14 protein-coding genes and 1 pseudogene are annotated in these 14,650 nt (G+C 60.5%); all 15 read right to left on the bottom strand.

Annotated elements, in window-relative coordinates:
* Positions 1-25: 25 nt before the first annotated feature.
* Positions 26-1,348, bottom strand: coding sequence for an O-antigen polysaccharide polymerase Wzy (gene wzy / locus AC0J5J_RS12165; RefSeq protein ID WP_474898214.1), 1,323 nt, complete (start codon positions 1,346-1,348; stop codon positions 26-28).
* Between the two features lie 50 nt (positions 1,349-1,398).
* A complete protein-coding gene (locus AC0J5J_RS12160; RefSeq protein WP_474900227.1) occupies positions 1,399-1,899 on the bottom strand; it encodes a glycosyltransferase in 501 nt (166 codons plus the stop codon).
* Positions 1,900-1,965: 66 nt separating this feature from the next.
* Positions 1,966-2,487: pseudogene (locus tag AC0J5J_RS12155) on the bottom strand (glycosyltransferase); the annotation flags it as partial.
* Positions 2,484-3,683, bottom strand: a complete 1,200-nt coding sequence (locus AC0J5J_RS12150; RefSeq protein WP_474900226.1) for a glycosyltransferase — start codon at positions 3,681-3,683, stop codon at positions 2,484-2,486. The pseudogene AC0J5J_RS12155 and the gene AC0J5J_RS12150, both read right to left, overlap by 4 nt.
* Positions 3,670-4,890 (bottom strand): glycosyltransferase, encoded by a 1,221-nt coding sequence (locus tag AC0J5J_RS12145; protein WP_474898212.1) that lies wholly within the window; start codon positions 4,888-4,890, stop codon positions 3,670-3,672. The genes AC0J5J_RS12150 and AC0J5J_RS12145 overlap by 14 nt, the downstream gene beginning before the upstream one ends.
* Before the next feature lie 32 nt (positions 4,891-4,922).
* The gene (locus tag AC0J5J_RS12140) at positions 4,923-5,930 is read right to left on the bottom strand and encodes a 3-oxoacyl-ACP synthase III family protein (protein ID WP_474898211.1); all 1,008 of its coding nucleotides are present in this window, start codon (positions 5,928-5,930) and stop codon (positions 4,923-4,925) included.
* A complete protein-coding gene (locus AC0J5J_RS12135; RefSeq protein WP_474898209.1) occupies positions 5,930-6,571 on the bottom strand; it encodes an acetyltransferase in 642 nt (213 codons plus the stop codon). The genes AC0J5J_RS12140 and AC0J5J_RS12135 overlap by 1 nt, the downstream gene beginning before the upstream one ends.
* Positions 6,568-7,266, bottom strand: coding sequence for an SDR family NAD(P)-dependent oxidoreductase (locus AC0J5J_RS12130; RefSeq protein WP_474900225.1), 699 nt, complete (start codon positions 7,264-7,266; stop codon positions 6,568-6,570). Before AC0J5J_RS12130 ends, AC0J5J_RS12135 begins: the two co-directional genes overlap by 4 nt.
* Before the next feature lie 63 nt (positions 7,267-7,329).
* Positions 7,330-7,578, bottom strand: coding sequence for an acyl carrier protein (locus AC0J5J_RS12125; protein WP_474898207.1), 249 nt, complete (start codon positions 7,576-7,578; stop codon positions 7,330-7,332).
* 40 nt (positions 7,579-7,618) lie between these two features.
* Positions 7,619-8,284 (bottom strand): sugar transferase, encoded by a 666-nt coding sequence (locus AC0J5J_RS12120; protein ID WP_474898206.1) that lies wholly within the window; start codon positions 8,282-8,284, stop codon positions 7,619-7,621.
* Positions 8,281-9,417: a DegT/DnrJ/EryC1/StrS family aminotransferase gene (locus AC0J5J_RS12115; protein WP_474898204.1), complete on the bottom strand. Its 1,137-nt coding sequence runs from the start codon at positions 9,415-9,417 to the stop codon at positions 8,281-8,283. The genes AC0J5J_RS12120 and AC0J5J_RS12115 overlap by 4 nt, the downstream gene beginning before the upstream one ends.
* The gene (locus tag AC0J5J_RS12110; protein WP_474898202.1) at positions 9,414-11,261 is read right to left on the bottom strand and encodes a polysaccharide biosynthesis protein; all 1,848 of its coding nucleotides are present in this window, start codon (positions 11,259-11,261) and stop codon (positions 9,414-9,416) included. Before AC0J5J_RS12110 ends, AC0J5J_RS12115 begins: the two co-directional genes overlap by 4 nt.
* Entirely contained in the window at positions 11,258-12,205 is a 948-nt protein-coding gene (locus AC0J5J_RS12105) for a hypothetical protein (protein WP_474898201.1), read from the bottom strand. Before AC0J5J_RS12105 ends, AC0J5J_RS12110 begins: the two co-directional genes overlap by 4 nt.
* Positions 12,206-12,255: 50 nt before the next feature.
* Positions 12,256-12,861, bottom strand: coding sequence for an arsenate reductase/protein-tyrosine-phosphatase family protein (locus AC0J5J_RS12100; protein ID WP_474900224.1), 606 nt, complete (start codon positions 12,859-12,861; stop codon positions 12,256-12,258).
* Positions 12,861-14,303: a tyrosine-protein kinase domain-containing protein gene (locus AC0J5J_RS12095; protein WP_474898199.1), complete on the bottom strand. Its 1,443-nt coding sequence runs from the start codon at positions 14,301-14,303 to the stop codon at positions 12,861-12,863. The genes AC0J5J_RS12100 and AC0J5J_RS12095 overlap by 1 nt, the downstream gene beginning before the upstream one ends.
* Positions 14,304-14,650 lie beyond the last annotated feature (347 nt).

The following is a 14,650-nucleotide window of genomic DNA, read 5'->3' as shown; positions in this document are numbered from 1 at the left end:
CTACTGGATTTCGCCGCGTTTACTGTCATGATCTACTTCGCTCACCTCGCCATCGCGCAATCAACACGAGCGCACCCCCAATGAGCCATTGGAATACTATCGGCGCGAATGAATTGCGGACGCCAATTAGCAGAGGGAGGAGAACTACGACAGTTACAACGGCGCTCTCGGGGTTTAAGGGCATCCTGTCTACGGCTGCGACCAGAATTCCGATAGCAAGCATCAGAATCGTCATGCCAAGAAGGCCCCCGTTTCGAATCCCCTCGGCGACGGGCGACCCTCCAATTTGGCCGACCCGACTTGCGATCTCGACATTGAATATGCGGAAATCCGATCCTGCCGCAGGCGCACCGTTACCGAAGACATTTTCGAATAGGCGTACGAGGGGCGCTATGTAAGTCACGCCATTCGACGGCGCGAGCCCCGATTCCATCCATCTTTGGACCGCGACGGTTGGATACAGCGAGTATCCCATCTCAGCCAGACCTTCGATTGGAACTAAGCCGGACCAACCACCGGCGAAAATCCCATCAACTCCATCAATCCTCGTCTTCCGTAGGAGGCTGATAACCGCAAGGCCGACGTACGCGATCAGCAGAAGTGGCACTGCACGAAGCCGACGCGATCTCGCCTCAACGACGAGGAGCGTCATCGCCGGGAATAGCACGGTCCCACGCAAGCCGAGAGGCAGTCCGATGAGCGCAATCGCGATCATGAGCCCCCAACCAACCCGACGGGCAACGCCTCCGCTCGCGACCAGGAAAGCAACGCCGAATCCGAGGAGGATTACTCCGTAACCGAATATGCCCTCACCGCCGACAGCCTCCAGGAATTGCCCATAGCCCGCGAACAGAACACCTAAACCGCCGCTGTCGATGAGTGCCTTCCCGATCAGAAGCAGGCCGAGCACAACTCCGATTCCGCCAGCCAAGACTGTCCCCCGAGCATCAGAATTGCGATCGGTGGTGTCGCGCCAGCGAGTGTTTTGGATGGGCCACGGCACCATTGATACGACGATCGTGCTGACGGCGAGCGCGAAGAACGCCACACACACTGCAACGACCGCTGGGTGCAAGCTCTCACTCAAGACCCAACTGTTGTCGCCTCCGCCAATGAGCGTCCGCTGCCCACCGATGGCGAGTGCAATCACCAAGCCGCAGTGGAAAAGCCCAAAAACCATCACATATACGGTGGATGCTCCCCCGATCCCGCGATCACCTCGCCAGCAAGCAATGTGGCAGCCCGCCCAAGCCAAGACCAAAGCAAGAGCATGGCTCAAAATCTGTGCATGCGCTGAGAGCGAAGCCGCAATAACAAGAGCGAGCAAGCACAGTCCGAGACCAGCCATTTGGCGACCGAAGGAAACGCCAAGTCGCGGAGGGCTAAGTCGTGGCGTTGTCAACGCTCCACGCGCCAAACCTTGCACCACTCCTCCACCGACTCCACCAGAGTAAATTCGGAGGACTCAAAAGTTTCACGAATTCGTGCTCGATCATGGATAGGCAGTGACAACGCCGCATCCAACGCATCCGCCCAGACCTGAGGTGAGGCATCCAAATTGACCAATGTGATACCGGCCAGCGAATGCGCCACAACGTCCAAACCGGGGAGATTGGTAACGACAGTCGGTACCCCGCTCGCCGCGGCCTCAAGCACGACTCCCGGTAGCCCTTCCCTCGATGATGTGAGAATCAATGCGCTCGCATTCTTCAAGAGATCTGAAACGTCGTCCCTCTCGCCCAGGAGCTCGAATCCCAACTCTGGCAGTTCGCCCAAATCCGCTGCGCCACCGGGCCCCACGACTCGCCAAGTCGTGGAGCGCATCTCCGCCAGCCGCTCAAATATGGGGACAAGAATCCTTCGATTTTTTTCCGGGGCGGCGCGGCCGATATAGAGCACGTTTCCAGGCGTGATCCACCGTGTCCTGAATTGCTCTGCTGGAGCGAACCGAACCACGTCGACGCCGTTTGGGAGGACACGGGTATCAACGCTGCGCCATCTCCCAACCCATCCTGTGGCGCCAACTCCAAAGCGAAGGCTGGGCTGGCTCACGGCCAGGACATGCGTCGCACTCAGCATCATGCTCAGGCGAGCCACGGCGCGATAGACCCGGCGCCCGAAGCTATTTCCCCTATCGTCCCCTTGGCTGTGGATCCTAGCCACTCGAACCGGGATTCCCGCAAGCGCAGCGATGACGAGGAGGAAACCGCTTGTCACGGAGACATGCGACACGACGGCAACGGGTTGCAGACGGCGAATGATTCGCCAAACCCGGACGGGCAGGGTTCGTAAGGGCTTAACGGGGAAGGCATGGACAGACGCCCCGACTTCCTCAAACTCGCTTGCAAGGGACCCGACATTGCCTGAAAGGCACAGAAATATTTGATGCGCGCTACTGGGCGAGATTGCTCGACACAAATCGAGGGCTACGGTCTCCGCGCCCCCTCGATTGAGGCTTCCAATGAAATGGACAACTGTGCGCGTCACTTGGCCGAACTTCTATCCGAGAATTTCGTTGAGCTGGCCAAGTCAAGGACGGACTGGCTCCATCCTCGCCGAGCCTCCTCCATAAGTTCTGGAGAGAAGCGCGCGGCAGACTCTAGATTTCGTTTGCTCTGCTCTTCCCTGATGCTCTTATTTTCTAGCATCTCTCGCAGACGGCCTGCGAGCGCCGAGACATCGCCCGGGGGGCAAAGCGCGATGGGATCGAGCAACTCGGGGATGCCGCCGACGTCTGAGGCGACACAGGGCACTCCGCGCGACATCGCCTCTATCAGCGCGCGGGGCAATCCCTCCGTCAACGATGGAAGCGCGAAAATCTCTGCACGATCAAGGCGAGCCGCAAGCTCTTCCCAGGTACTGACGAATCCCGTGAAACTCACTCGGTCAGTTAGACCCGCACTCGCAGCCATCGCCTTCAGTTGTGGCTGGTACCGCCCTTCCCCGATCAACTCCAGATGAATACCTGGATGCGTGGCTGCTAGGGCCGCAACAGCGGCGATGAGCACGTGATGACCCTTGTACATCTGCTCCTGCGTGCCAACTGCGACCACTAGGCCGGCTTCGATTGTAGATTCTCGGTCCACCGCGCTACCGCGAGTTTGCACATCACTAAACACGACAGTCTCGGCGTGGGGCGATGCTGGGTAGTGGCGCTGGAGTGTCACCGATGTTACGTATCTAACTAAGTGAGCTCTCCGCACGCACCACTTTGTCAATGACGTTGCAAGCGGTGCAGCAATCTTTCCAACAGTTCCCGCAATTCCTGTGTCCAGTGCGTCGCGAACATCACCGACAACTTGAATTGCGAGTGGCTTCTTTTTCCACACAGTGACGACTGTGGCAATGATTCCGATAATGCCGGGCAACTTCGCACAAATGACGTCAGCCTTTTCGACTGACTCAGCAATTCTTCGCACGAGCGCCGGGAACGACTTCACAAGCCCCCAAAAACCCACATAATATGGCAGCGCTACAATTTCACCACCCACGATCTCGCCGGTTCCGATTCCCACCGGGGGTACACGAGCGGCAAGCACCATGCCGTCAACTTCACGGAGGTCATCCCACCATTTTGTGCCCGCCATGCTGCGGTCCGAGGTGATGATCTGGCCCAGGGCATTGCGATCAAGCCTGGCCTCCACAAACAGCAATACGCCGCTTGAACTCTCATTCAGTAGCACTGGCAATTGACTTCTCTCCTCGTCGCCGGACGCGCCATGGGCGCGACTGAAGTCGCTTCAGCGCCAGACCTTCAATTACGTCTAACACTTCGGGCGCACATTTGCGCTCGTCAAAACTGGCCTCCACGTGAGCCCGCGCAGCGCGACTCTCGTGGTCGAGGCCCCCTGCCAACCACTGCTCGAACGCCGCTTGAAGCGTGGCGTCGATGCTTGACGGGTCACCGGCGATGTGAACCCACCCACTAGCCTGAGTCACAGTCTCGGGTAGCGCCCCGGCGTCGCTTACGATACACGGGACTCCCATTGCCGAAGCCTCCACGGCGGCTCCATGGTTTTCTGACAACGATGGGCTCACGCTAACGTTTGACGCGTCATACGCGATTCGCACATCGCTCACCGTGTCCAGCCACGTTATGCCGTGGGACTCCAATCCGCTGGGAACCGATTCGACCAACAAGTTTCGGTACTTCTCGCCTTCAGGTCCCCATCCACCGCCAACCACCAGGAGCTCCGATTCGGGGTTTCTCAAGTGAAACTTCTGCCATGCAAGAAGGAGGTCCTTGTGCCCCTTGATACCTTCTCCTGAAAAAACCAACCGCTTCGGTGGATATACGTAGGCGACCATAACGGCAACAAACGTATGGGGCCGAAGCCCCAGCGAGACGCGCGCGCGCTCTCGATCGGCGGTCGAACCGCGTTGGTACCGGGTGAGGTCGACACCATAGGGGATGGCGCGCAAACGACGGGTGGCTAGTCCCAGCGCACGGTAGCGCTCAGCCGTGTAGCGACTGCCACCGATTACAACATCGTCTAACCGCATCAGTGCCCGCTCTGCAAGACGCACGGTCGACGACTCGAGATACAACGGTCCAGCTACCATGTGCACTTTGGTGATATTCAATCCGAGGCACGAAATTCTGATCGCCAAAGCACTCGCGTACAAGTGATATAGGACCGCATCGACGCCCAAGCTGCGGACAAGCGACCGAAGGCCGAGCAGCGCCCGCAGAGTTTGAAAACTGGGACGGAAAACGAAATCGAAGGGCGACCTCTCCAGGTGAACGCCAGAATCTTCACCAGCCATCTCCTCGACGGTGGTCACCAGACGTCCGAACCCGTGTGGGACGATCACGTAAACGTCAATGCCGCGGCTTCGCGCCTCGATAATTTGAGGGACGATCCATGTCCCGCCGTTGGTCGTCTTCACGACAATCGCCAGACTCGTCAGAGCGTGACGGCTCACCAATTCACCATCAATCCACCCCAGGACAGACCGACTCCAAAACCCAGCATCATCACTTTCATGCCAGGCTTCAAGCGCCCCTCACGTTCCGCTTCAGTTAGTGCGATTGGAATCGTGGAAGATACGGTGTTCCCCGACTGTTCGAGTGAAAGAAAGAACTTCTCGGGCTCAATCCCAATCTTCTTCCGCAGATGCTCAAGCATGTAGCGGTTCGCTTGATGGAAGACGAACAGGTCAACGTCCGCAAGATTGAGTCCGGCCTTACTTAGAACCTTGTCCACGAGCTCCGGCACAACACCCAACGTGAAATTGAAGATCTCTGGCCCGTCCATGAAGAGGTCATAACCGTTGCTCTCAATACCCCGTAAGGAAGGCGCCGCGTTGGGCGCAATTCCAACACCCGAACGCAATCCCCCATTCGGAACGACCAGATTCCCTCCGCCCGAACCGTCGCTGCCATAGGTAAGCGAATAGAGCGCTGACGGCCCGTCGTAGCCGCTAACAAATGTCGCCGCAGCGCCATCCCCAAATATCGTCCGGACGGACTTGTCCTTGGGGTTAATGAACTTGGAGTACGTGTCCGCCGTAATGACGAGAACGTTTGAAACCTGTTCGGATTCGATTAGCCCCTTGGCCAGTCCCAATGCATAAATGAAGCCGGAGCACCCTAAGTTGATGTCGGTGGCGCCGGCGCCAGTGCCAAGACCGAGCTCATGTTGCACAATCGCCGCAGTCGTGGGGAGGTAATAGTCCGGGCTCTGCGTACACACTATGAGGTACTGAACAGACTCCGGAGCGATTCGGTGGCTCGCGAAGAGCGCCTTTCCTGCTGCCACCGCGAGATCAGATGAGTACTCGTCAGCCGCAGCGATATGTCGTGACTTTATTCCAGTCTTTGAGCTGATTTTGTCGACGCTCCACTCTGGGAACTCGGTCGAGAGGTCTTGGTTGGTGATTCGTCGCTCCGGCAGGTAGTAGTTGACTGCCTCGATTCTGGCTTTCATTACACATTCCTTTTGATCGTGACACTCGGGTTACCGAAGCTCGTGACGTTGCTTGGCACGTTCCTGACGACCACGCTTCCTGCACCAACGGTAGAACGAGCGCCAATGCGCTTCCCCGGGATCACTGTGACGGCTGTCCCGAAAAAGACGTCACTATCGACCTGCACTCCACCCATGAGGTTGCAGGCTGGACTCAATGTCACAAATTCGTCGATAAGGACGTCGTGGCCGATCGAACAGTTGATATTCACATGCACATGGGCACCGAGCTGCACATCGCTTGTAATCACAACGCCAGGGCAGATGATTACGCCGTCTCCGAAGACTACGTTTGCGCCGATGATGGCGCGATCGTCTTTGAACGTCAGCAGCCGCGCGCCCTTCTGCTCAAGAAATTCCACCACGGAGCGACGGATCGATGGTGAACCTATCGCGCACAGGACTGCGTCATTCGGCTGGGGCACGTATGCACGAATGGTTGAAATGATCGGCGCGGGCGCTGGCACGTCAGGAGTCGTGTCGTCGATGTACACAATGTCTGTGGCGAACTCAGAATTAAGGAAGCGCGGCGATGCGAGCAGCCAGGCATGGAGCTCTCTTCCAAACCCTCCCGCACCAGCGATGACAATTCGTGTATTCATTGAGCCGTGTACCCTCCATCAACTACCAAAGCAGAGCCGGTGACCCATCTCGACCTATCAGAAACAAGGAAGAGAATCGCGTCTGCGACATCCTGCGGCGTGCCAAGGCCCAACGGGTGAGCGTCAGCGACCAACTGGAACCCCTCCGGTCCGAGCTTGTTCCGAATTCCTTGCGTCATCGCCGTGTCCACCACGCCGGGACATACACAATTAACTCGAATCTGCTCTCGAGCCAACTCAAGGGCCAGTGATTTGGTCAGCGCCACAATCGCCCCCTTGCTCGCCGAATAGAGACTCACTCCTGGCTGACCAACCAAGCCGACGGCTGAAGACACTAGAACGAGGCTCGGGGCAATCTTAGGCACCTGTCGGTGCCTGAATCCCTTCGCGAGCATTACCGCCGTCGTCACATTTGTGCTGAGCACTTTGCTGGCTTCGTCGCCACTGATCATTCTCAGGGGCAGCGCGCTATGGATTCCAGCCGAGTGAACAATTGCGTCGACGCCACCCATTTGATCCGACACATTCCGTACGACCTCAGGTATCCGGTCGAGGCCGTCAAGGTCGAACGGCACAGTGATATGTCCTTCCCCCTCGAGCTGAATGAGCGTGTCTTCGAGTGCATCGATTCGCCGGCCCAACAGCGCGATCCGGGCACCAAAACGGCTTGCCTCGACTGCGACCGCACGTCCAATTCCGCTTGACGCCCCCGTTACGAGAATGCGCCTGCCGCGGAGCTGCAGGAAGTCTCCGGAGATTTAACTGCTCGCAATCGTGGTCTCAACTAGCGCAAAAAGGTCTGCCGGTGTCTTCGCTTTCGCGAGTTCGCTCGCGTCCACGATGACCCCTCGGCGACTGTCAATCTCGGCGATGAAGCCAAGGTTCGCAAGCGAATCCCAACCCAGTTCATCAAGACTGTCGCTCATCGATGTCGAGCCATTTGCCACTTCAAGAATCTCTTCGAGGAGAGCCACAAACTCCTCTTGCCCCAATGCCGCGGCGCTCATTCGCCTGCCGCCGTCTTGAACTCAGTCTCATCAAATCGATTCATAACGTGCCCTTCGGTTTTAGTGTTGGATCTACCGCCTGGATCGGATGTCCTGATCCTCGGAATTCTGGGGCAGTTGCCCACCCCTCGGCTGAGATTCCATCTCTCCTAATCACGGAAGCAACTGTTTTCAGGAGAATCTTGGCGTCCAGCCGCAGGCTGCGGGTGTCGATGTAGCGCACGTCTAGGGCAAATTTCTCTTCCCACCCGATTGCATTGCGACCACCTATTTGGGCCAGCCCTGTTATTCCAGGTCTCACCTCATGACGTCTCGCTTGCGCAGGTGTGTACCGATCCAAATAGGCGACGAGCAGCGGACGCGGGCCGACCAGGCTCATCTCACCCTTGATCACGTTCACCAGCGCTGGAAGCTCGTCGATGCTCGTCGATCGTAGGCGCCTGCCAAAGTGCGTTAGACGATCCTCGTCCGTTGCATCCTCAGTGCGACCAACCACCCGCATCGTTCGAAACTTCAGGAGCAAAAATATCTGGCCATCCTTCCCCGGCCGTTCCTGCCGAAATAGGATCGGGCCTCCCAGCGTGCCCGCCACCAACAGCGCGACTACGGCCATGACTGGGGTGGCTGCCACGAGCAGGATCGACGCGCCTAAGATGTCCAGGCTACGTTTCAGTGAGTCGTAGGGGACCGAGTGTGATCCGCTCACGACGTGCTCCTCAGGAAACTCTCGACGACGTTGACCACGCGATTGATCTGGTCGTCGGCAAGCGCCGATCCGCTGGGCAGAGTGATAGCTGTCTCAAAGAGACGCTGAGAGTTTCCGTTCACGAGGGCCTTCGCACCAGCGAACACCGGCTGCATATGCATCGGCTTCCAGAGTGGACGACTCTCAATATTGTCCGTCATTAATTCCGCGCTGAGCTCGTCAGACGACCACCCAACGACCGAGGAATCGATGACAATTGATGTGAGCCAGCAGTTATCTCCCTCATCCGCGGCCCCACCAAATACTTCAACACCCTCGACGGAGGCGAACAACGCCCGGTAGCGTTCGCGCATCTCACGCCGCCTGACGATCATTTCATCGAGACGGGACAACTGCGCCCTGCCGAGAGCCGCCAACAAGTTACTGAGCCGATAGTTGTAACCGATTTCTGTGTGCTCGTAATGCGTTACTGGCTGTCGAGCCTGCGTGGCGAGGTATCGCGTGTGCGCGGCGAGTTCGGCATCGTCGGTCAGGAGCATCCCTCCGCCCGACGTGGTCATGATCTTATTCCCATTGAACGAGAAGATAGACGCACGCCCAAACGACCCGGCGGGGAGGCCCGCGTGACTCGCTCCCAGGGACTCGGCCGCATCCGACAGCACGGGGACCCCATGTTCATCTGCGATGGCACAGATCTCTGTGTAGTTGACCGCTTTGCCGAGCAGGTCAACCGGAACGATGGCTGCGGCCCTTTTTCCACTTTGCCGGAGTTGCTCCAGCGCCTGGCGAAGCAGCGCCGGATCCATATTTCCCGTCTCAAGCTCGCAATCAATGAAGAACGGTTCGGCCCCGGTATAGACAATGGCATTGGCCGTTGCAGCAAACGTCATCGTCGACGTGAGCACAATATCCCCCGGGCCGACACCGAGCCCAAGCAGGCCTAGGTGCAGGGCCGCGGTTCCCGAGCTCAGTGCGACAGCATGTTCGACACCGATACGCTCCGCCATCTCCGCCTCGAAGGCATTGACGTCGGGTCCAAGCGGCGCAATCCAGCCGGACCTAATCGCGGCCACCATGTACTGCTCTTCGAGATCGCCGACGTCGGGCGAGGACATGTAGATGCGTTCACTCATAAGGGTATTCCTGTTCCGGCCAGCGCGGACTCGGCCTGGGCTGGCCGGATTGTTGAATCCTGACGGCACCGCTCATCCCAACCCGGTTTGTTCAGGTTCTCGGGGCGGATCGGGGCTATGGAGGCATGGGTGATCTTCGGGTGGATCGGCCGTGCGTCCGTTTCGTGGTCACCGATGAGCTCTTCATGCAGTTTCTCCCCGGGGCGCAGGCCGGTGAAGATGATCTCGATGTCCTTGCCCGACATTCCAATCATTCGCTCGGCCACGTCCAGGATTCTGACGGGCTCGCCCATGTCGAGGATGAGCACCTCGGCGGGACCACCGATACCGCCAGCCTGGATGACGAGCTGGCACGCCTCGGGAATGGTCATGAAGAATCGGGTGACATCAGGGTGGGTGATCGTTAGCGGTCCACCGGCCTCGATCAAGGTGGTGAAGGTGGGCAGCATCGAGCCTCGGCTGCCAATGACATTGCCGAATCGAACCGACAGGTAGGCTCGCTGGGATTCCTGGGCGGCCCACGCCGTGAGCTTCTCAGCAACGCGCTTGGAATGTCCGAGCACACTCGTGGGGTTCGCTGCCTTGTCGGTGGAAATGTTCACGAACGTGGTGACTCCGACCGCCTGGGCGGCTTCGAGCACGTTGAGCGTGCCGAGCACATTGGTCTTCCATGCCTCGTCGGGGTACTGCTCCAGCATGGGAAGGTGCTTGAGGGCAGCGGCGTGGAAAACGACCTCCGGGCGACGCTCAGCGAAAATGGACTTCAGGGCCTCCGCATCGCGGATGTCCGCGAGCACCACGTCTTTGGTGTCGAGAAGCCCGTGACCCAGGATCGAGATCTGAGTACCCTGAAGCCCGGTTTCATCGCGGTCGAGCATGATGAGTTCGCTTGGGCCGAACTTGGTGATCTGGCGGCACAATTCGGAGCCGATGGAGCCGCCCGCACCCGTCACCAGCACGCGTTTTCCGGCGAGATAACCCGCGATCGACTCCACGTGGGTGTCAACGGGGTGACGACCGATTAGGTCTTCGATCGAAATATCGCGCAGGTCATTGAGGCGCGACTTGCCATTGAGCAGCTCTTCAAGGGGAGGAAGAACCAAGACCTTGAGATGCGCGGCCTCGGCGGCGTCGGTAATCTCACGCAGTAAGGAGGCATCGGCCTTGGCGATGGCCACGACCAGCGCAGTTGCCCCAGTGGCCTGAGCTGCGGCCGAGAGGGTGGCGCGAGAACCGACGACGCGAACGTCATGGAGCCAGAGAGTGCGCTTGCGGGGATCGTCGTCAATGATCCCCACTGGCAGGAATGGTGAGTTGCGGTCGGTGGTCATGCGCCGAGCAATTGACGCCCCCATGTAGCCGGCGCCGAAGATCAGGGCCTTCTGGATGTCATCTTTGGGCACCACTGACCGCTCCACCAGGAGGCGTTTGACGTAGCGCACGCCGCCCATCAAAACGAAGGCCATCGGCAGGGCGATAAAAACCGTGCTGCGGGGAATGCCCACCACCGTGCCGGCGACAGCAACCGGAATACCCAGGATGACGGACGACGCGAGCACGACCCCAAGCAGCGCCCGTACCTCAGCAAAACTCCCGTAGATGTGACGCCCCTGGTAGAGGTGGTTAGCGCCACCGGCAAGAAACTGGACGAGGCACGCGACTGCGCACAGCGCCAGCAGCGGCCGCAGGTCAATCAGCTGAAGGTCGAACTCATAGCGAAGAATCTCGGCCAGAAACAGGGCGACGACCCAGGCTCCCGCGTCGAACGCGAACTGAGTGCCGAACCGCACCAGCGGCACAGACCCGTGCAGTTCCCGCATTCTCGTCGTTGCAAAGTCGCTCACTGCCATGTTGTGCCCCCATCACTCGAACTACTCACTTCGTCCCCTGCCCACAACCAAGTGATTGCGTCGGCACTCGCGACCGCCAGGCCAGCCGGAGTGACCGTCTCCTCACGGCATCCGGTCGGGGTCAGCGCCCCGTCGGGTTCTTCAGACGTAGCGAGCAGTTGTGCGCCCGCGCAGTCGGCCTGATCGGTGGCCACGACGATGTAGCCGTCTTCACTGACGGTCAGATTGGCGGCACCGGGGAGAGCCACTCCGGCACCGAAGGTCGCGGCACCATCGCTGGTGCGAAAGAGGGTTCCGTCTGAGCAGAGCAAAGCGGCCGTCGAGTCGGTGCGGGGGGCGAGTGCGATCACCGAGGAACATGGCGCGGCGAATGACCCTGCCGGGCTGTGCACGGTGGCTCGGTCGGCCGGGTCGACAAACCAATCGGCCCCGACGCGATCGGGGTATTCCTGCCACTGGTCGCCGGCCACGAAAGTGGTGACGCGCTGTGGAGCGCAATCTGCAGCCGTGAGCGTCACCATGGAGGCTTCGGACTCGCTGTCTGCGTAGATCGACAGGATGGAGGAGGAATCGGTGTCGGCCGACGCGTCGCTTGCTGTCCAGGTGGCGCCGGCGTCGGTGGAGAGCTCCGGGGTCGCGGTGGCGACCGGGCAGTCACCGGTGGTGGCACGCCAGAGAGTGGTCGTGTCTAGGGCGGTGAGGATGCGGGTGGGGGGGAGGGAAGTTAGGGCGGGGGTCTCGGCGGGGTCGGTCGCCGGGGGGTCGGTTTGCGTGGGGGTCTCGACAGGCTCGACCACCGGGGGCTCGACCACCGGGGGCTCGACCACCGTTCCCGCATTGGCCGTCGGGTTTTGCGCGGTGAGCGCGTACGAGACCAGGGCGACGTCGAACAGCAAGAACACGGCCAGGCCCGCGATGAGCAGGCGTCGGCGGAGCACGCTATTGCGGTTCTTGCGACTCTTAGGCTTGTTTCCCCCCACGGCTTTCACTATTTCGGCTGCACCGTCGCGGCTCTGTGGAACAGGGCGGTGACAGCGTTGATGGCCGGAACGAGCTGCTGGGCAGACTCCACGTAGACCTCGTCGCTGCGGCGATAGGGGTCGACGACGTCATCATCATCAGCGGAGACCAGGGGGGCGACGGCGCCGCGCTGAGAGGCGGCCAGCCCGATCAGGGTGCTGAGGCGCCCGACAAGGTCATCGAAGGGCAGGGCGGCGGCCTCGTCGAGGTCGTCGTCGGTGAGGTCTGCAACGAGACGCGCGAATTCGCGAATCGTGAACGTGTAACGGATGGCTCGAGGCACCAACTCGACGATGGCGCGCCGGTGCTCGCGGGACATCGCGAACACGAGGTTGGCACTCTGAATGTGCTGCTCGGTGAGTTCCTGGGCCACGTGGGCGCTCGGGTCGCCGCCGAAGTGGCGCGAGAGGTCGGCGGCTTGCGCGGGCATGCCCTGGCCGGTCAGACCGATGGTTCCGGCGCTGGCCAACTGGATCTGCGGCCACGACGCCAGGCCGACACGCAGCAGCTGTTCGGCCAGCGGTGAACGGCAGATGTTGCCCGAGCAGACCGTGAGGATGGAGAAGGTGTGCATCACGCGGTTCTCCGTCGTGCCTTGCGGAGGCCCCGCCCGGCAGGCGCTGCGGCCTCGGCAGTGGCCTTCTCTTCCTCATGGATCGTGCCGTAGCTGTACTGGCCGTAGCCGTAGGAGTCAGGCCCTCTCGTGGGCAGCATGGTGATGACCATTCCGACGAGGCGGCTGCCCGCGCGCTCCAGGGCCTTCACGGCACTGGTGAGCTCGTTGCGCTTCGTGCGCCCGGAGGCCACCACCATGATGGCGCCGCCGCAGAGCTTGCTCAGCACGGCGGCATCCGTCACCAGCAGCAGCGGCGGGGCGTCGATCAGCACCACGTCGAACTCCTCGGTGAGCGCGCCGAGCATGCGGGCCATCGCTGCGGAGCCGAGCAGTTCACTCGGGTTCGGGGGAACGCGGCCGCTGGGCAGAACGAACAGCTTGTTCTTGCCCCACTTCTGCAGCACGTCGGCGAGCTCGGCGCGACCGATGAGCACGTCGGTGAGGCCCACACCACCCTCGATGCCCATGTACTCGGCCACGCGCGGCAGGCGCAGGTCGCCATCGATCAGCGCGACGCGGGCACCGGTCTCGGCGAGGGCGATCGCGAGGTTCGCCGTGGTCGTGCTCTTGCCCTCGCCGGGCACCGAGCTGGTGACCACGAAGCTGCGAGGTCCACCCTCGATGTTTACGAACTGAAGGTTGGTGCGCAGGCTGCGGAAGGCCTCGGCCCGCGGGTTCTTCGGGTCGGTGTGCACGACCAGAGGGCGAAGGCTCGCACCGGGATCATTCGTGATGCCACCGAGCATCGGTGAGTCGGTGACGAGCTCGATGTCGTGCAGGCTGTGGATGCGGGTGTCGAGCACGCTGCGCAGCACGGCGAGCCCGATGCCGACTGCGAGGCCCACGAGCAGGCCGAGGGCGATGTTCAGCGGAACGTTGGGGCTGGCGGGCGCTGTGGGCACGATGGCCGGCTGGATCGTTTCGATCTTCACGGGGCTGGCTGCGTCGCCATCGGGCTTCTCGAGGCGCTCGACGACGATCTTGCTGAAGTTCTGCCCGACGGAGTTGGCGATCTGAGCCGCGAGCTCGGGGTCGCTGTTGGTGACCGAGACGTCGATCAGCACGGTGTTCAGCGGCGATGTAGAGGTGATGGTGGAGGCGAGCTGGGCCGCGGTCACGTCGAGGTTCAGTTCTGTGATGACCTCGTCGAGAACGACGGCGCTGTTGACCACGTCGACGTACGACGTGACGGCCTGCCGGGCAAAGCTGGTTCCCTGAACCAGGTCTCCGGTCACCGCGCCGGCGGAGGCCTGCACTGCCACGTAGAGCTGCGTGTTAGCGATATACGTCGGGGTGGTCGCGATGGCCGCACCGGCCGCACCGGCGATGCCGAACAGTGTGCACGCCAGAATCAGGATCCAACTTTTATGGAAGATCCTGATGTAATCCTTGAGTTCCACGCGCGCGTTCCTCCGCTAGTGCCGGACAGAGGAATGTGTTCAGTATGAAACGTCCCCCTAGCGATCTTCTCACATGGGGAAGGCTGGGCTCCCCCCATGGAGGGGACGAGGAATCCTCCAGTACCGAGGGGAATCTCGGGTAGACGGAGATTTTTGAGCGAGAATTCGGATCGGGATTTGGCCCGCGAACTGGTGACGCGCCGATGGTCACACCCTGATCAGAGGGGAAAACCAGCGGGCGGGGTTCGGGGGGATACCGCCCGCTGGTCGGTCTTGATTGAGAACGGATTCGCCGTTGAATGTTGTCCTCACTACTGGGGACACGTGTCCTCATAAATGAGGACACT

This window comes from Cryobacterium sp. TS_SC_7 (genome assembly GCF_056156285.1).
This window is presented reverse-complemented; position numbering and strand designations above follow the sequence as displayed.